Source organism: Micromonospora sp. NPDC047670 (assembly GCF_043204915.1).
Lineage (GTDB): Bacteria > Actinomycetota > Actinomycetes > Mycobacteriales > Micromonosporaceae > Micromonospora.
Window position 1 is genome coordinate 166,991 of the sequence record NZ_JBIDDA010000012.1, and the last position, 17,204, is coordinate 184,194.

Genomic DNA, 17,204 nt, shown 5'->3' on the forward strand with positions numbered 1-17,204 from the left:
CCCGTGCGCCGCGCCGGCGCCGCGCCGGTCCCGCGGGTGTGGCGGTACGGGGGGCCGGCATGCCGGTGATCGCCATGTGGGCGCATCCCCGCGCGCTCTCCACCGCGTTCCTGCGCATGATGATCGCCCGGGGTGACGTGACGGTCGTCCACGAGCCGCTGGTCACCCTCGTCGACGAGGGGCACGTCGACCTGCCCACCGCCGACGGCGGCACCGTCACCGTGACCGACCCGGCCGACGTCGTCGCGCACCTGAACGCGCTGGGCCGGGACCGGACGGTCTTCGTCAAGGACACCCTGGAATACCGGTACCGGCACCTGTTCGACGATCCCGAGGCGATCGCCGACGTCACGCACACCTTCATCGTCCGGGAGCCGGCCCGCACGATCAGCTCGCACTACGCGATCAAGCCCACGGTGACCTGCCCAGAGATCGGCTTCGAGCACCAGTGGGAGCTGTTCGACCTGGTCCGCCGGACCGCGCGCCGGCCGCCGGTGGTGATCCGGGCCGAGGACCTGCTGCGCCGCCCGGGGGACACGGTGGCGGCCTGGTGCGCCGCCGTGGGGCTGCCGTTCCGGCCGGAGGCGCTGAACTGGGCGCCGGGGGAGCGCGCCGAGTGGCGGCGTACCCGCAAGTGGCACCTCGACGTCGAGCGCACCTCGGGCTTCTCGCCGGTCGCCAAGTCCTTCGCGGTGACCGTCGAGAACAACGACACCCTGCGGTCGTACCACGACCACCACCAGCCCTTCTACCAGCGGCTGATCCGGCACGCCATCTCCATCGGGGAGGACTCATGACCACCACCGCCGCGCCGCCCGTGACCGCGTCGGCGACCCTGTCGCCCGGCGAGGAGTTCGCCCGCGCGTACGCCGCCGACCCCGCCGGCGCCGAGGTGCGCTTCGACTACACCATCACGGACGCCTTCCAGCCGACCAAGGAACGCCCCCGGGTGACCGTCCGCAACCTGTTCCGCAAGCGGTCCGTCGGGATGGAGCCGGTGCGGTTCTGGTGCGAGGGCCGGCCCGACGCCGGGGAGGCCGCCGCGGTGCGCGAGTCGGGCCTGCGCCGCGAGGCGGCCTTCCGGTTCGGCACCGCCACGGCCGGCGTGCACCCGATCCGGGCCTGGGTGCGCATCCCCGAGGAACTCGCCGACGACCCGGAGGGGCTGGCCGTCTTCATCGACTACCGGCTGCTGGTCCGCCTCGCCACGGCGGAGAACCAGGCGCTGACCATCGGCGAGCACGGCCTGCTGCGGCACCCGGAGATCGGGCGGCTGCCGTACCGGCACGACTGGCTGACCGGCCTGCTCGCCGCCTGCGACGAGATCGAGCAGACCGGCGCCACCCCACACGCGATGATCGTGAACCCGAGGGACTACTACACCCACCTGCTCGGGCGCGACGCGCTCCTGGCGGACCTGCACCGCAACGGCGTCCTGATCAGTCGTACCCGGATGGTGGCGCCGGGCGAGGCGGTGGTGGGCGACTTCGCGATGGCGGCGCGCCTGCTGGACGCCGGCCGCTCCGCGATCCGCGTCGGCACCCCGCCGCCGGGCACCTTCGCCACCGACGGCCCGGCCGTCTGCGCCGAGATCCACGAGGGCCTGGCCGTGCACCTGCCGACCCACTTCTTCCACGTCGTACCGGCCTAGGAGCGTCGCCGCATGACCACGACCGGCGGGAAACTCTCGTTCTACCGGCCCATCGTGCCGCTCTTCGGCGCCATCTTCCTGTGCCTGCTCGGCGTGGGCGCGTCCCTGGCCGTGCTGCCCTTCTACGTCCTCGACGAGCTCGACGGCAACCGGGTCGAGGTGGGCGTGGTGATCGCCGCGATCGCGGTCTCCGCCGTGATCGCGCGGCCCATCGCGGGTCGGCTCGGCGACCGGCACGGGTACCGGACGGTGATGCTCGCCGGGGCGGCGGTCTGCGCGGCCGCCGGCGCGGCCTACCTGGTGGCCGACAACGTCGCGGTGCTGGTCGGCGTCCGGATCCTGCACGGCGTGGGCGAGGCGGCCGTCTACACCGCCGGCGCCGCCTGGCTGGTGGCCCTGGCGCCAGCCGACCGGCGGGGCCGCGTCGTCGGCCTGTACGGCATCCACATGTGGCTGGGCATCACGCTCGGCGCGCTGCTCGGGGCGGTGCTGCTGCGCACCTCGGGCGGGTACCCCGCCGTGTGGCTCTTCGCGATCCTGACGGCGGCCGCCGGGGCCGCGCTCGTCGCCGCCCGCCCGCGGCCGGCGCAGCCGACGCCGAAGGGCCGGGCCGGCATCCTGCCGCGCAGCGCGGTGGCACCGGGCGTCGCGCTCTCCCTGGCCGGCTTCGGCTACGCCGCGCTGGCCGCGTTCGTCGCCCTGCACCTGGCCGACCGGGGCATCGAGAACGGCATCGCCGCGTTCAACGCGTTCGGCTTCACCTACGTCGGGGTCCGGCTGTTCGTGGGCGGGCTGCCCGACAAGCTCGGCGCCGGCCGGGTGGCCGTCGGCTCGGCCCTGGTGGAGGCGGTGGGGCTGCTCCTGGTGGCGGTCGCGCCGAACCTGCTGGTCGCGGTCGTCGGAGGGCTGGTGATCGGCGCCGGGCTCTCCCTGCTCTTCCCGGCGTTGGCCCTGCTGGTGATCAACCGCACCGACCCGGCGCACCAGGGGGCGGCGCTCGGCGCGTTCACCTCGTTCTGGGACATCGGCCTGGTGGGCGGGGCGCCGCTGGCCGGCCTCGTCGCCAGCGCGGCCGGCTACCCGGCGGTCTTCCAGGTGATGCTGGTCGCGGCGCTGGTGTCGGCGGGCATCTCGGCGTGGACGATGCTGCCCCGGCGCTCGCTCGTCGGCCAGCGCCCCGGCTGACGGCCGCCCGGTCGGTGTCCGCGCGCTCGTCGGGCAGCGGCCGGGCCGACGGCCGCCCGGTCGGCGTCCGCCCGCTCGTCGGGCTGGGCCCCGGCTGGCGGTCGCCCGGCCGGGGGTCAGGCGAGGCGGGCGGGTGAGTACGGCGCGGGGTCGACGGGGGGCGGGGCGCCGGCCGCCAGCGCGGCGAGCAGCGCGCCGGACGCGGGTGCCGTCTGGACGCCGTAGCCGCTGAGCCCGGCCAGCCAGAGGAAGTCCGGCGCGTCCGTCGCCGGGCCGATCACCGGCACGTCGTCGGGGGCGGCGGTCCGCAGACCGGCCCAGGCCCGGTGGACCCGGCGGAAGGACAGCGTGGTGGCCTCCTGCACCCGTTCGGCGCCGATCGCCACGTCGAGGTCGTCGGGGCGGGCGTCCCCGGGCGGAGCCGGGGTGGCGTCGGACGGGGACACCAGCAGGCGGCCGGACTCCGGCTTGAAGTAGAAGGTGCCGGCCACGTCGGCGACCATGGGCCACCGTGTCGCCGGCACGCCGGCCGGCGCGTCCACCAGGAAGGCGGTGCGCCGCAGTGGGGTCAGCCCCACCGGCCGTACGCCGGCCGCGACGGCGAGTTCGTCGGCCCAGGCGCCCGCCGCGTTGACGACGACCCGGGCGGTGAACTCGCCGGCGTCGGTGGTGACCCGCCACGCCCCGGCGGTCCGCCGCAACCGGCGCACCCGGGCGTCGCAGACCACCCGCCCGCCGGCCGCGCGGATCCCCCGGAGGTAGCCCTGGTGCAGCGCGGCGACGTCGAGGTCCCGGGCGGCGGGCTTGACCATCGCCCGTCGGCACCAGCCGGGCCGCACGACGGGGCAGTACCGGGGCAGGTCGGCGAGGTCGATCTCGCGGGCCGGCGGGTCGACGTCGGCCCCGTCGCGCAGCGCCGCGTCGAACTCGTCCTCGCCGCCGGGCGGGCAGAGGGTCAGCACGCCGCGCGGGGTGAGCAGCGGGTGGTCGGCGAACCCCGGCGGCGGCGCGGTGAGGAAGCCCCGGCTGGCGCGGGTCAGCGCGCGCACCGCCGGCCCGCCGTAGTACTCGGAGAACAGGGCGGCCGAGCGGCCGGTGGAGTGCTGGCCGGGGACGCGCTCCATCTCGGCCAGCAGCACGCTGCCGTACGCGGCGAGGTGGTGTCCGGCGCTGGCGCCCGCGATGCCCCCGCCGATGACCACGTAGTCGATCGTCACCGGTATCGACGGTAATCGCTACGAGCGCCGGGGGCAACGGTCGACGGATGTCGATGCCGCTTCACGTCCGCGGGGCGCGGGGCGGCCGTGTCCGTCCGCCGGTCGACGGGCCGGGGATGGCGCGCGGCCCGCCGGTCGACGGGCCGCGCGGAGGGCGCGGGGCGGCCGGTGCCGGGTGGGATCAGGGGCCGCAGTAGAGCAGGCGGTTCGGCGTGCCGGCGACCACGCCGGTGACCACTCCGGTGGTCGCCCTGCCGGTCAGGTGGGCCGCCACCTGGGCCGGACTCCAGGTGGGATTGGCCGAGAGGGCGAGCGCGGCGCACCCGGCGACGTGCGCGGCGGCCATCGACCCGCCGCTCAGGATCGTCACCGCCGTGTCGCTGGTGTGCCAGGTGGAGGTGATGTTGGCGCCGGGTGCGTACAGGTCCAGGCAGCTGCCGTGGTTGCCGCTCGGCATCCGGGCGTCGGTGGCGGTGGTGCCGGCCACGGTGAGCGCCGCCGGCACCCGGGCGGGGGAGTAGTTGCAGGCGTTGGCGTTCGAACTGCCGGCCGTGACCGCGTAGGTGACGCCGGACGCGATCGACCGGTTCACCGCGGCGTCCAGGGCGGTGCTGGCCCCGCCGCCGAGCGCCAGCAGCGCCACCGCCGGCCGGACGGCGTTCGCGGTCACCCAGTCCACCCCCGCGATCACCTGGGAGATGGTGCCGCTGCCGGAGCAGTTGAGCACCCGCACCGGGCGCAACTGGACCTCCTTGGCCACCCCGTGCCGGGTGCCGCCGATCGTGCCGGCCAGGTGGGTGCCGTGGCCGTTGCAGTCGTCCGCCGGGCCGCCGTCGACGAGGTCGACCCCCACGCCGGCCCGGCCGCCGAAGTCGCCGTGGGTGCGCCGCAGGCCCGTGTCGATGACGTACGCGTGCACGTTGTGCGCGGTGTTCGGGTAGGCGTACCGGCCGTCGAGCGGGAGGCCGCGCTGGTCGATCCGGTCCAGGCCCCAGGACGGCGGGTTGAGCTGGACGCCCGGCCCGACGAGGGTGACTACCCGGTCGCGCTCCACGTACGCCACGGCCGGGTCGGCGGCGAGCCGACGGGCCGCCCGCTCCGACAGGCGCGCCTCGAAGCCGGTGAGCGCGTGGCCGTAGACGCGGCCGAGGGAGGCGCCGTGGCGGTCGGCCAGCCGCTCGGCGACGCCGCGGACCGCGGCCTGCCGGTCGCCGGCGCGCCGGCCCACGCTGTCGTCCCTGAGCACCACGACGTAGCCGTCCGTCACGGCGGCCGGGTCGTCGGCGTGCAGGACCGTGCCGCCGGGGGCCGCGGTGGCCGGGGCGCCGGTCGTGGCGACGAGCGTGGCGGCGAGGGCGAGTGCGCCCACCGCGCGGGCCCGCCACCGCCGGGTACGGGGAAGTGTCATGCCGGTCCTCCTCCTGTCGGCCCCGCGCCGGCTCGTGACCGGGAGCGCGGGGCGGCGCCGTTGAGAGGAGATTATCGGTTACATTGATCGATCTAAATTACTGTCCGGGATCCGCTAACCGTCGGCGAACCGGTAGAGCACGAAGTCCTTCCCGGCGCCGCAGGCGATGACGCTGGTGTTCCACGAACACGTCTCGCTGCGAACGTCCGCCAGCTGGCCCATCTCGGCGACGGCGCCGGAGCCGGCCGCGACCCCGGCGACGCTGCGGTCGTCCTCGACCGGGCTCGGCGGGTCGGCGAAGACCAGCAGGTTGCCCGCGTCGAGCCGGACCGCCACCCCGCGCCGGTCCCGCAGCACGGCGCGACCGTCGGGGTCGAACAGCGTGCTGACCGACTCCGGGGAGATACGCCGGACGAGCAGGTGCTCGCCGAGCGGCACCAGCCTGGTCGCCCCCGGCGCCGGCCAGTGGGCCACCCTCTTCTCCGTCGCCGTCACCACCTCGGTGCTCTCGTCCGCGCCGCCGGTGGACTCCAGCAGGCACGCCCGGTGCTCGCCGCAGGGCACCAGCGCCTCCGGCCGCTTCCGGTCGTCCGCCGCGGTGTGCAGCACCCTCGGCTGGGCGTCGGTCGTCAGCTCGTACGCGAGCAGCTGGTAGTTGGCCTCGTCGCGGGCGACGTAGAGGCGGTCCTCGTGCGCCACCACCAGGTCGTCCTGGTCGGCCACGCCGGCGCGGCTGTGCACGATGCGGCCGCTGCCCATGTCGAGTACCCGGACGGAACGGTCCGCGCCCACCTGCACGATCCGGCGGACCTCGCCCCGCCACGGGTCACGAGGGGAGCCGTCGACGAAGGCCGGGCCGCCCAGCGCCTCGTCCGTGGTGACCGGGTGGACGCTGGTGCGGGCGCCGCCGTACTCGTCGCGCGGGCTGTCCCGCGCCCAGGTCTCCCCGCCGTCGCTCAGGCGCAGCCCGACCAGCCGCTTGCCGCCCCGGTCGACCAGCACCGCGACGTCCTCGCCGAAGAGGACGTCGTCGTCGCCCCGGATCGGCCGGTGCCACCGTTGCTCGCCGGAGCGGCCGTCGAGCAGCACGAGGTCCCGGGGGGTGTCGTCGCCGATGGCGTCGGCGAAGAGCGCGACCCGGTCGGGCAGCGCGACGATGCCCTTCCAGCGCTCGGCGGAGACCGTCGTCTGCCTTCGCCACTTCACCCTGCCGGTGTCGGCGTCGACCGCCACCACCTCCAGCCGCCCGTCGTCGAGCGGGTGCGCGAGGTACGCCCGGTCGCCGAGCAGCGCGGTGAACATCGCCGCCGGCCGCTCCGCGCCGGCGGCCACCCGCGTCGGTTCGCCGAAGGAGGTCCGGAACTCCAGGGCGGGGTAGCGGTCCCGCGTCAGGTACAGCACCGCCGCGGTCACCACGCCCGCGAGGGCGGCGACGGCGCCGACCGTGATCCACAGCGCCCTGCGGCGGGGGAGCGCCGACCCGGTCCGGCTGCCGCCGGCCGGCGGCGACACCGGCGTGCCGGAGACCGGTACGCCCGGCCACCCCGCCGGTGCCCCGCCCGCCCCGGCGGGCCCGGTCGCCGGGGGTGCCCACCCTCCGGGATGGGGCGGCGCGGGTACGCCCGGCGGCTGGCCGCCCTGACCGGCGGGCGCGGCGCCCGGCGGCCCGGACGGCGCCTGGCCCTCGGCCGGCGTGGCGCCGGGCCCGGGTCGCGCGGGCGCGGCGGCCGGTGGTCCGTACGGCGCGGCCGGCGGCGGTGCGGCGGGCACGGTCGGCGTGGCCGCCGCACCCGCGAGCAGGGTCGGCGCCAGTCCCGCGGGCAGGGCCGGCGTGACGCCCTCCGGCCCGGCCGCGACGGTCGGCGTGGGCCCCACCGGGCCGGCGGGCTCGGGCTGCGCCGGCACGGCGGATCCGGGCTGGAGCGCCGCGGCCGGTCCCGGCTGCGGCGGTGCGGCGGCGGCCGGCGGGGACGCGGCGGGTCCGGCCTGCTCCGGCGCGGCGAAGGCGGGCGCGGCGAAGGCGGCGGTGCGGGCCCGCCGGGGCAGCGGCAGGTCGGTCAGCGCCCCCTCGGCCACGGGCAGCTCCGGCTGCTCCAGCACGGTCGGGGCCACGCCCAACTCGGCGTGCAGCAGCCGGGCCACCATCGGCATCCGGGTGGCGCCACCGACCAGGAACAGACCGGCGAGCTGCTGCGGGTCGAGGCCGGCCGCCCCGATCACGTCCCGGGTCACCGCCACGGCCCGGCCGAGCAGCGGCGCGGCCACCCGCTCCAGGTCCTCGCGGGTGAGCGTGACGGCAGCCTCCACCCCCGGCACGGCGACCGGCGCGGCCGTGACGCGGGACAGCATCTCCTTCGCGCCCCGGACGTTCTCCCACAGCTCGTGCCGCTCCCGCCACCGCGTCGCGGACGTCGGCCGGTTCAGCCGCTGCCACTGCGCCGGGTGGTCGCCGGCGACCAGCTCGCCCAGCCGGCCCAGCAGGGCCGCGTCGACGTCCAGCCCGCCGAGGTCGTCGGCGCCCCCCGCGGCGACGACCGTGAACCCCGAGTCACCCCACGGGTCGGCGCCCTCGTTGCGCAGCACGGCGACGTCGAGCGTGCCGGCGCCGAAGTCGAACACCGCGATGGCCGCGCCGACCGGCACCGGCCGGCGCAGCACCTGGGCGTAGTAGCGGGCCGCCGCCACCGGTTCCCGCAGCAGCCTGGTGCCCGGCGGCGTGGGGCCGGAGAGGGTGTGCTCGGCCGCCGACGGCCACCCGGCGACGGCCAGGGCGTCGGCGAGCACCTGGCGTCGGGCCGCGTCCCACGTCGCCGGGCAGGTGAGCACCGCCGGGGGCAGGAAGCCGACCGCCTCGACGGCCGCCCGGGCCACCGCGTGCAGCGTCGCGGCCAGCAGTTCTGCCGGCGGGTACCGGCGGTCGCCCAGCGCCACCGAGGGCTCGTCGATGCGCCGCTTCGGGTTCGGCTCGTACCGGCCCGGATCGGTGCGGGCCAGCCGCTGGGCGTCCCGACCGGCGTGCAGCAGCCCGTCCGCGTCGGCGTACACGCCGGAGGGGATGATCGGCTGCCCGTCCACCAGCAGGGGACGGGTGTGCCCGTCCGGCCGGCGCAGCACGGCGACGGTGTGGGACGTGCCGAGGTCGACGCCGAGGGCGTACCCCTCGTGCTGGCCTGCCATCTGCCGATACCTCCGCGGGACGAGGGGATGCCCGGCCCCGCATCGTACGCAGCACCCGCACCGGCGACGATCTCGCCCTGACGCTGGCCGACGGTGCTCGGCACGATGTCTGGCTGCGTCGTCGGCTCAGTTGTCTCGGGTGCGCGTACACCGACCTCTGGGAAGCTCCTCGCCTCGCGAACGACGCGCGCGCCTTCCCTGGGTTCTCGGGCCCGAACGACCCCTACTTCGGCCTGCCGCTCTGGTTGTCGACCCGGTGCCGTGGGCGTGTGCTCTGGGCGTACAACGCAGAGCACGTGAACCTGCTGGAGGCGTACGTGTCCGCTCGGTTGCGGGAACGCGGCCGGCACATGGGAAGCCAGACCCTGGTTGAGCGCTTGCCGGCGTGGATCACGGACGGCAGGCACCGCGCCGAGGTGCTGGACGGGACAGGGCAGCTCCGGGCGCTACTTGCCTGACCGCCGGCGGCGAGCGACCGGCGCGCGCAGTTCGTTGACGACCCGTTACTGTCGGCCTGTGTCCGGCCCCGGCGACGTACCACCGGAGATCCTGGATGAGCTGCGGCCGATCTGCCGACGGCTGCCCGAGGCGTGCGAGGAGCCGGCCTGGATCGGCGTCCGTTGGCGGATCCGCACGCGGACGTTCGCCCACGTCTACACGCCGCGACAGGAACGTCACTCGGCGTACCCCCGACATCTGGTCGCCGGCGGGGCGCTGATCCTGATGACGTTTCGCGTGCCCGCCAACGACCTGCTCGGCCTGACCGCCAACGGCTTCCCGTTCTTCCGTGCCGAGTGGGGCCGTAACGTTGCCGGCGCCGTCCTCGGTGACCACACCGACTGGACCGAGATCGCCGAACTGATCACCGACAGCTACTGCGAGATGGCCCCGAAGTTCCTTGTCGCCCGGGCCGCTCTTTCCTCGCCGACCAGCTGATCCACAGCGCTCGGTCGTCCACCCCACGTCGGCCGAGCGCGTCATCGGCGACAGATGCGGACGTGGGATCGCCACAGACTGTCGGATGCTGTCGGTATGTTTCCCCACCGATGGATGCCGGATCAAGCTGGGGGCGCTTGTGGCTGAGCCTGAGGTAGCGCTGCGACCGATCGACGACTCCGACCTCGACGCGCTGTTCGAACAGATGCGGGATCCCGAGTCGGTCCGGATGGCGGCCTTCACCGCCGAGGATCCCGATGATCGCTCCGCTTTCGATGCTCACATGGCGAAGATCAGGGCATCACCCGACGCCACAAACCGCGTTATCACGCTCGGTGGACGGCTCGTCGGCAGCATCGCCAGCTTCGTGATCGACGGCGACACCGAGGTTACCTACTGGATCGACAGGTCGTTCTGGGGACAGCGCATCGCTTCCCGAGCGCTGGCCCTCCTCTTGGAATCGGTTCACGTCCGGCCCATGTTCGCCCGCGTCGCGAGCGACAACGTGGGATCGCTGAAGGTGCTGCGGAGAGCGGGTTTCGCGATCACAGGCACGGAGACGTCCTTCGCCAACGGGCGGAACGCTGAGATCGAGGAGACGATCCTGCGCCTCGATGAGCCCGCGACCGCGCCATTCGATCAACTCCGCCTCGGCGATGGACCGGCGGATGGCCCGGCGGGCCCGTCGTAGGGGCCCTCAGAGCAGCTAGTGGCGCACGGATCGCCCGCAAGATCGGAGCGGGGAAGTGGCCGACCGGCGCAGGGTCGGGGGATGCGTCCTGTGACCTGGGCCGGAGGCCGTTGGAGCGGGCGACGGGAATCGAACCCGCACCGTCAGTTTGGAAGACTGAAGCTCTGCCATTGAGCTACGCCCGCGGCGCACCCCGACGCTGCGGGATGCGCCGACAGCGTACCCAATGCCCGCGCCGCGCGCTCAGCCGTATCCCGTGCCGGTCGACCCCAAGATCCGCGCACCTTGCGGGAAACAGTCCCCTCCCGTCGCCCAGGAGGCCACTCTTTCCCGGAAGTTGCGACCTCCAGCCCTCGGCGCGGGCGGCTAGCGGTGGGTCGCCCGCAGGGCGGGGGGCGGCGAGTGCGGGGGCGGGTGGGTGGAGGGCTCCGTGTCCGGTTGGTCCCCGTTCGGCGCGTTGGGTGACGCCCCGGCACGTCACGCGGGGCGCGACCGCATAGACTGCTCGTCGCCACGGGGTGTGGCGCAGCTTGGTAGCGCACTCGCTTTGGGAGCGAGGGGCCGTGGGTTCAAATCCCGCCACCCCGACTGTCGTCCGCGGCCGGTCGCCGGGGTCGCCCTCCGTGCGGTCCCCGGCCGCTGCCGGTGCGCCCGGCCGGCTCGCCTACACTCGATGGGCTAATTGCGCCCAGACTCAAAACGAGATCCGTCAAGGAGTACGCCTGTGAAGAGCACCGTCGAGACTCTGAGCCCGACGCGCGTGCGGCTCGCCATCGAGGTGCCGTTCGTCGAGCTCGAGCCGAGCCTCAAGAAGGCGTACCGGGAGATCGGGCAGCAGGTCCAGGTTCCCGGCTTCCGCAAGGGCAAGGTTCCGGCCGCCGTGATCGACCAGCGGGTCGGCCGGGGCACCGTCCTCAACGAGGCGGTCCAGGAGGCCATCCCGCAGAACATCCTCGCCGCGGTCCGCGAGCACGACCTGAAGACGCTCGGCCGTCCCGAGGTCGAGATCACCGAGTTCAACGACGGTGACTCGCTCAACTTCACCGCCGAGGTCGACGTCCGCCCGGAGATCACCCTGCCGGATCCGGCCACCATCGAGGTGACCGTCGACGAGTTGCAGATCGACGACAGCGAGATCGACGAGCAGGTGAAGAGCCTGCGCGAGCGGTTCGCCACCCTGAAGACCGTCGAGCGGGCCGCCCAGGAGGGCGACTACGTCCAGATCGACCTGAACGCGACCGTCGACGGCGAGGACGTGCCGGGCGGCCAGGCGAGCAACATCTCCCACGAGGTCGGCAGCAAGCAGCTCCTCCCGGGCCTGGACGAGGCCGTCGTCGGCCTGGCGGCCGGCGAGAGCACCACCTTCACCACCCAGCTCGTCGGCGGCGACTTCGCCGGCCGGGACGCCGAGGTGGCGGTGACCGTCCGCACGGTCAAGGAGAAGGAGCTGCCGGAGCTGGACGACGACTTCGCCCAGATGGCGAGCGAGTTCGACACCATCGAGGAGCTGCGCGGCGACCTGCGCGAGCGGGTCACCCGGGGCAAGCGGGTCGAGCAGATCTACGCCGCCCGCGACAAGGCCCTGGAGCAGCTCGTCGCGGCCGCCGAGGTGCCGGCGCCGGAGGGCGTCGTCCGCGAGGAGGTCGAGAGCCGCAAGCAGGCGATGGTCGACCAGCTCGAGCGCATCGGGGCCTCCCTGGAGGAATACCTCGCCGCCGAGGAGAAGACCGAGGAGCAGATCGACGCCGAGCTGACCGAGGCGGCGACCGAGGGCGTCAAGATCCAGCTGCTGCTGGACACCCTCGCCGACGCCGAGGACGTCCAGGTCAGCGACGACGAGTTCGGCCACGAGATCGTCCACCGGGCGCAGCGCGCCGGGATGGCTCCGCAGCAGTACTACGACCAGCTGGTCCGCTCCGGCGCGGCCGGCGCCGTCTTCGGCGACGTGCGGCGCGGCAAGGCCCTGGCGTCGGTCATGGAGCGCATCAAGATCAAGGACTCGGCCGGCAACGAGGTGACCCTCGACGCCCTGCGCGCCGCGAACGAGGCCGAGCACAACCACGAGCACTGATCGTCGGGTGAGGCCGCCGTCCGCCGCTCGCGGTGGACGGCGGCCCGATCCCTTTTCCGGGTACGTCTCCAGGGCTGCGCTGTCAGCGAACACTGCCCGGACCGGGACTCTGCCGCCCGGCTGAGCGGTTAGTGTCGGGTAGGACGGTACGGAGAGCGAAGGGCTGCCATGACCGACATGCACATGCAAGCGATGCCGCTCCGGGCGATCGAGGCCCGCGGTGGCGACAACATTGGCAACCTCGATGACTCGGTCTACAACCGGTTGCTCAAGGAGCGGATCATCTTCCTGGGCAGCGAGGTGACCGACCAGGTCGCCAACCGCATCTGCGCGCAGCTCCTGCTGCTCGCCGCGGAGGACCCGGACCGCGACATCAACCTGTGGATCAACTCGCCGGGTGGCTCGGTCTACTCCGGCATGGCGATCTACGACACGATGCAGTTCATCGACAACGACGTGTCGACCGTGGCGATGGGCATGGCGGCCTCGATGGGCCAGCTGCTGCTCTGCGCCGGCACCAAGGGCAAGCGCTACGCCCTGCCGCACGCGCGGATCATGATGCACCAGCCGTCGGGCGGCATGGGTGGCACGGCGTCCGACATCGCCATCCAGGCGGAGCAGATGCTCTACACCAAGCGGATGTTCCAGGAGCGGGTCGCCTTCCACACCGGGCAGAGCCAGGCGCAGATCGAGGCCGATTCCGACCGCGACCGTTGGTTCACCGCCCAGGAGGCCATGGACTACGGCTTCATCGACAAGGTGATCACCGGAGCCACGCAGGTTCCGGAAGGCGCCGGGACCCTGAGCTGAGGAGCTGACGATGACCGACCTGAGCCTGCCGCCGCAGTTCGCGGCCGTGCACAACCGCTACGTCCTGCCGTCGTTCGTCGAGCGCACGTCGTACGGGGTCAAGGAGTCCAACCCCTACAACAAGCTCTTCGAGGACCGGATCATCTTCCTCGGCGTCCAGGTCGACGACGCGTCGGCCAACGACGTGATGGCGCAGCTGCTGACGCTCGAGGGCACCGACCCGGACCGCGACATCATCATGTACATCAACTCGCCGGGTGGGTCGTTCACCGCCATGACGGCGATCTACGACACCATGCAGTACGTCCGGCCGGACATCCAGACGGTCTGCCTGGGTCAGGCCGCGAGCGCCGCGGCCGTCCTGCTGGCCGCCGGCACCCCGGGCAAGCGCATGGCGCTGCCGAACTCGCGGATCATCATCCACCAGCCGGCCACCGAGGGTGGCTACGGGCAGGGCTCGGACATCGAGATCCAGGCCCGGGAGATCCTGCGGATGCGGACCCAGCTCGAGGAGATGCTCTCCCGGCACTGCAACCAGCCGATCGACAAGGTTCGCAAGGACATCGACCGTGACAAGATCATGACGGCCGAGGAGTCCCGGGAGTACGGGCTGGTGGACACCATCCTCACCAGCCGCAAGAAGGGTCTGCTGGCGGCCAACGCCGCCAGCTGAGCAGTTCGCGTCGAGGTCGGCCGGGAGTCCGCTCCCGGCCGACCGTCTGACACACCCGTTTTGGGGGTCGGAGAAACCTCCGCCAGCGGGTAACGTCGGGTCTGTACCGCTCCGCCGGTCCTCCGGCAGGGGTGAACGAGGCGGGCGGCGTACCGTCCGCAGGTCAGGGCCGGGTCTCCGGCCGATGAGTGCAGGGAGAACGTAGGTGGCACGGATCGGTGACGGCGGCGACCTACTGAAATGCTCCTTCTGCGGCAAGTCGCAGAAGCAGGTCAAGAAGCTCATCGCGGGCCCAGGGGTCTACATCTGCGACGAGTGCATCGATCTCTGTAACGAGATCATCGAGGAGGAGCTGGCCGAGTCCGGCGAGGTGAAGTGGGAAGAGCTTCCCAAGCCGATGGAGATCTGCCAGTTCCTCGACAACTACGTCGTCGGGCAGGACCAGGCCAAGAAGGCGCTCGCCGTCGCGGTCTACAACCACTACAAGCGGATCCAGGCCGAGGCGGCCGGCGCCCCGGGTTCCGGCGGCGACGCCGTCGAGCTGGCCAAGTCCAACATCCTGCTGCTGGGTCCGACGGGGTGCGGCAAGACCCACCTGGCGCAGACCCTGGCGCGGATGCTGAACGTGCCGTTCGCCATCGCCGACGCCACCGCGCTGACCGAGGCGGGCTACGTCGGCGAGGACGTGGAGAACATCCTCCTCAAGCTGATCCAGGCCGCCGACTACGACATCAAGCGCGCCGAGACCGGCATCATCTACATCGACGAGGTCGACAAGATCGCCCGCAAGTCGGAAAATCCGTCGATCACCCGGGACGTCTCGGGCGAGGGCGTCCAGCAGGCGCTGCTCAAGATGCTCGAAGGCACGGTGGCCAACGTGCCGCCGCAGGGCGGGCGTAAGCACCCGCACCAGGAGTTCATCCAGATCGACACCACCAACGTGCTGTTCATCTGCGGTGGCGCCTTCGCCGGGCTCGACCAGATCATCGAGGCCCGCACGGGCCACGGCGGCACCGGCTTCGGCGCCCGGCTCCGGTCGGTCAGCGAGCGGTCGACCGACGACATCTTCAGCCAGGTCATGCCGGAGGACATGCTGAAGTTCGGGCTGATCCCCGAGTTCATCGGCCGGCTCCCCGTGATCACGAACGTGCGCAGCCTCGACCGCACCGCACTGGTGCGCATCCTCACCGAGCCGCGCAACGCCCTCGTCCGGCAGTACCAGCGCCTCTTCGAGCTCGACGGCGTCGAGCTGGAGTTCGAGCCGCCGGCGCTGGAGGCGATCGCCGACCAGGCGATGCTGCGGGGCACGGGCGCCCGCGGCCTGCGCGCGATCATGGAGGAGGTCCTGCTCTCCGTGATGTACGAGGTGCCGAGCAATCCCGACGCCGCGCGGGTCCTGATCACCCGCGAGGTGGTCCTGGAGAACGTCAACCCGACGATCGTGCCGCGAGAGTTCACCGGCCGGCGCGCCCGGCGGGACCGCGAGGAGAAGTCGGCCTGATCCACCACGCGACCGCGCCCGTCCGTTCCAGGTCGGGCGCGGTCGCGTGTCGGGGGTCGGTGCGCCCCGTGACGGCAGCGGAGGCGGGACCGCTCCACCTCTGCCGCTGTCGTCGTGGCCCGTTCCGGTCGTACGCTGATCCCCATGCGCGTCGCCGTCTGCCAGCTGAACGCCCGGGACGACCGTAAGGCGAACCTCGCGGCCGCTGAAGCCCTGCTGGAGCGGGCGGCCGGGGCCGGCGCGGACCTCGCCCTCCTGCCGGAGTACGTCGACTACCTCGGCCCCGCCGCCGGCCTGCCCGAGCCGGAGCCGGTGGACGGCGAGGTGGGGCAGTTCTTCGCCGCCGTCGCGCGCCGGCTGGGCATCTGGGTTCTCGCCGGATCGGTTCACGAGCGCGGGCCGGACCCGTCCCGCACCTGGAACACCACCCTGGTCTTCGACCGCTCCGGGTCGCTGGCCGCCACGTATCGCAAGATCCACCTGTACGACGTGGAAATCCCCGGCCGGGTCTCCTATCTGGAGTCGGCCACCGTCGCGCCGGGCGACCAGCCGGTGGTCGTCGACGTCGAAGGGCTCCGCGTCGGGTTGTCGATCTGCTACGACCTGCGCTTCCCGGAGCTGTACCGGCAGCTCGCCACCGAGGGCGGCGCCCACCTGCTGGTGGTGCCGGCGGCCTTCATGCTGCACACCGGGCGGGACCACTGGGAGGTGCTGCTCCGGGCGCGGGCGATCGAGAACCAGTGCTTCGTCGCCGCGGCGGGGCAGACCGGCGACCACGAGCCGGGCCGGACCTGCTTCGGGCGGAGCATGGTGATCGACCCCTGGGGGACGGTGCTCACCCAGGTGCCCGACGGCCCGGGCCTGGCCGTCGCCGACCTCGACCTCGACCGGCTCCGGACCATTCGGGCGGAGCTGCCGAGCCTGGCGAACCGGCGCCTGTAGTCCTCACTCCTGCAGGAGTACGCCCACCACGGCGAAGCCGGCGATCGCGGCGGCCGTGACCAGGAGGGCGGTCGTCATCCGGGATCGCCCCCGCCGCGCCAGCCGCGCCACCGAGACCAGGACGACGAAGAGCACGAAGGCGCCGATGACCAACTGCCAGAACGGCAGCAGCAGCCCGAGCAGCGCGTCCTCGGCGAGTACCGCCGGCCCGGGGCGGGGGAGGTCATCCATGCCAGACACTCTGGCACGCCGGAGCCGCGTTCGGACCGTGTGTCGCCATCACGAGTACGCGACCACCGTACGCCGGCGGAGGGCGGGCAGCGACGGGTGCCGATTTGCCTTCTCGGGGCGGTCCGCGTAACTTTCTCTCTGCACGCGGGAGGCCGGACAAATCGGCCGAGAGCGGGCGCCAGGCTCGTGGCGGAGACGCCGACCGAGACTGAGGACCGGGCGGTGCGAGGACACTCCAACACGGGGTTGCGATCGCGAGGCCGACCGGGTAGAGTTCTGAAGCCGGCAGGAGCCGGGCGGAGAGCCGCACAGCGGCGATCGGCCGGTCTGCGGTTTCCCACGACAGCAACGACCGCCGTCATACGGCGTGCGTCCTCGTGGATCTGGAACGCCTCATCATGATCACCTCGGATGCGAGGTTGACAGGGGAGGCGGACCGAGTAAGGTAGAGGAGTTGCCCCAAGCGGGATCCCACAGTGTGGGACGCTCGACTGGTGTGTGGTTGTTCTTTGAGAACTCAACAGGGTGCTTGATAAGCCAGTGCCAATTTGATTTATACCCCGGACTGGCAGGCCATGGTTTGTGGTTTGTTGGTTTGGATTCCTTTGGCAACACTTTTGTTGTCGGGACAGTTTTTCAACAAGTTTTTGTTGGAGAGTTTGATCCTGGCTCAGGACGAACGCTGGCGGCGTGCTTAACACATGCAAGTCG

Annotated in this window: 15 protein-coding genes, 2 tRNA genes and 1 rRNA gene; 13 read left to right on the forward strand and 5 right to left on the reverse strand. The window is 73.0% G+C overall.

The genetic code is table 11. The features are described 5' to 3' along the window. Nucleotides 1-59: 59 nt before the first annotated feature. From ACGF7U_RS25170 to ACGF7U_RS25180, 3 genes are read left to right on the forward strand one after another with little or no spacing between them, the layout of a single operon-like run. Nucleotides 60-797 carry a hypothetical protein gene (locus ACGF7U_RS25170; protein ID WP_393110560.1) on the forward strand — a complete coding sequence of 246 codons (738 nt, stop codon included), beginning with the start codon at nucleotides 60-62 and terminating at the stop codon, nucleotides 795-797. Beyond that, on the forward strand, nucleotides 794-1,651 hold the full coding sequence (locus ACGF7U_RS25175) for a family 3 encapsulin nanocompartment shell protein (protein ID WP_393110562.1): 858 nt from the start codon (nucleotides 794-796) through the stop codon (nucleotides 1,649-1,651). The genes ACGF7U_RS25170 and ACGF7U_RS25175 overlap by 4 nt, the downstream gene beginning before the upstream one ends. A gap of 12 nt (nucleotides 1,652-1,663) precedes the next feature. Beyond that, entirely contained in the window at nucleotides 1,664-2,836 is a 1,173-nt protein-coding gene (locus ACGF7U_RS25180; protein WP_393110564.1) for an MFS transporter, read from the forward strand. 116 nt (nucleotides 2,837-2,952) lie between these two features. On the opposite strand, the gene ACGF7U_RS25185 is transcribed toward ACGF7U_RS25180, so the two are convergent. From ACGF7U_RS25185 to ACGF7U_RS25195, 3 genes are all read right to left on the reverse strand, one after another. After that, on the reverse strand, nucleotides 2,953-4,053 hold the full coding sequence (locus ACGF7U_RS25185; RefSeq protein WP_393110566.1) for an NAD(P)/FAD-dependent oxidoreductase: 1,101 nt from the start codon (nucleotides 4,051-4,053) through the stop codon (nucleotides 2,953-2,955). 181 nt (nucleotides 4,054-4,234) lie between these two features. After that, the gene (locus ACGF7U_RS25190; RefSeq protein ID WP_393110569.1) at nucleotides 4,235-5,461 is read right to left on the reverse strand and encodes a S8 family peptidase; all 1,227 of its coding nucleotides are present in this window, start codon (nucleotides 5,459-5,461) and stop codon (nucleotides 4,235-4,237) included. 114 nt (nucleotides 5,462-5,575) lie between these two features. Beyond that, a complete protein-coding gene (locus ACGF7U_RS25195; RefSeq protein ID WP_393110571.1) occupies nucleotides 5,576-8,638 on the reverse strand; it encodes an Hsp70 family protein in 3,063 nt (1,020 codons plus the stop codon). Between the two features lie 296 nt (nucleotides 8,639-8,934). Between ACGF7U_RS25195 and ACGF7U_RS25200 the strand changes: the two genes are divergently transcribed. The 3 genes from ACGF7U_RS25200 (at nucleotide 8,935) to ACGF7U_RS25210 (ending at nucleotide 10,265) form a co-directional block, all read left to right on the forward strand. Continuing rightward, nucleotides 8,935-9,096, forward strand: coding sequence for a hypothetical protein (locus ACGF7U_RS25200; protein WP_393110573.1), 162 nt, complete (start codon nucleotides 8,935-8,937; stop codon nucleotides 9,094-9,096). 58 nt (nucleotides 9,097-9,154) lie between these two features. Further along, nucleotides 9,155-9,574 carry an MmcQ/YjbR family DNA-binding protein gene (locus ACGF7U_RS25205; protein WP_393110575.1) on the forward strand — a complete coding sequence of 140 codons (420 nt, stop codon included), beginning with the start codon at nucleotides 9,155-9,157 and terminating at the stop codon, nucleotides 9,572-9,574. Between the two features lie 139 nt (nucleotides 9,575-9,713). Further along, nucleotides 9,714-10,265, forward strand: coding sequence for a GNAT family N-acetyltransferase (locus ACGF7U_RS25210; RefSeq protein WP_393110577.1), 552 nt, complete (start codon nucleotides 9,714-9,716; stop codon nucleotides 10,263-10,265). Nucleotides 10,266-10,376: 111 nt separating this feature from the next. On the opposite strand, the gene ACGF7U_RS25215 is transcribed toward ACGF7U_RS25210, so the two are convergent. Then, nucleotides 10,377-10,450 (reverse strand) — tRNA-Gly (locus ACGF7U_RS25215). Between the two features lie 329 nt (nucleotides 10,451-10,779). Here ACGF7U_RS25215 and ACGF7U_RS25220 point away from each other — a divergent pair. The 6 genes from ACGF7U_RS25220 (at nucleotide 10,780) to ACGF7U_RS25245 (ending at nucleotide 16,262) form a co-directional block, all read left to right on the forward strand. Beyond that, nucleotides 10,780-10,853, forward strand: a tRNA-Pro gene (locus ACGF7U_RS25220). A gap of 136 nt (nucleotides 10,854-10,989) precedes the next feature. Beyond that, nucleotides 10,990-12,336, forward strand: coding sequence for a trigger factor (gene tig / locus ACGF7U_RS25225; protein ID WP_393110579.1), 1,347 nt, complete (start codon nucleotides 10,990-10,992; stop codon nucleotides 12,334-12,336). A 168-nt stretch (nucleotides 12,337-12,504) separates the two neighbouring features. Further along, complete coding sequence (locus ACGF7U_RS25230; protein WP_393110581.1) at nucleotides 12,505-13,146, forward strand: ClpP family protease; 642 nt, start codon at nucleotides 12,505-12,507, stop codon at nucleotides 13,144-13,146. Between the two features lie 10 nt (nucleotides 13,147-13,156). Then, nucleotides 13,157-13,819, forward strand: a complete 663-nt coding sequence (locus tag ACGF7U_RS25235; protein ID WP_091103946.1) for an ATP-dependent Clp protease proteolytic subunit — start codon at nucleotides 13,157-13,159, stop codon at nucleotides 13,817-13,819. Nucleotides 13,820-14,024: 205 nt separating this feature from the next. Beyond that, on the forward strand, nucleotides 14,025-15,320 hold the full coding sequence (gene clpX / locus ACGF7U_RS25240) for an ATP-dependent Clp protease ATP-binding subunit ClpX (protein ID WP_091103948.1): 1,296 nt from the start codon (nucleotides 14,025-14,027) through the stop codon (nucleotides 15,318-15,320). Nucleotides 15,321-15,464: 144 nt separating this feature from the next. Continuing rightward, nucleotides 15,465-16,262: a carbon-nitrogen hydrolase family protein gene (locus ACGF7U_RS25245; protein WP_393110583.1), complete on the forward strand. Its 798-nt coding sequence runs from the start codon at nucleotides 15,465-15,467 to the stop codon at nucleotides 16,260-16,262. Between the two features lie 3 nt (nucleotides 16,263-16,265). On the opposite strand, the gene ACGF7U_RS25250 is transcribed toward ACGF7U_RS25245, so the two are convergent. Next, on the reverse strand, nucleotides 16,266-16,493 hold the full coding sequence (locus tag ACGF7U_RS25250) for a hypothetical protein (protein WP_393110585.1): 228 nt from the start codon (nucleotides 16,491-16,493) through the stop codon (nucleotides 16,266-16,268). A 647-nt stretch (nucleotides 16,494-17,140) separates the two neighbouring features. Here ACGF7U_RS25250 and ACGF7U_RS25255 point away from each other — a divergent pair. Then, nucleotides 17,141-17,204: ribosomal RNA gene (locus ACGF7U_RS25255) — 16S ribosomal RNA — on the forward strand; the annotation flags it as partial.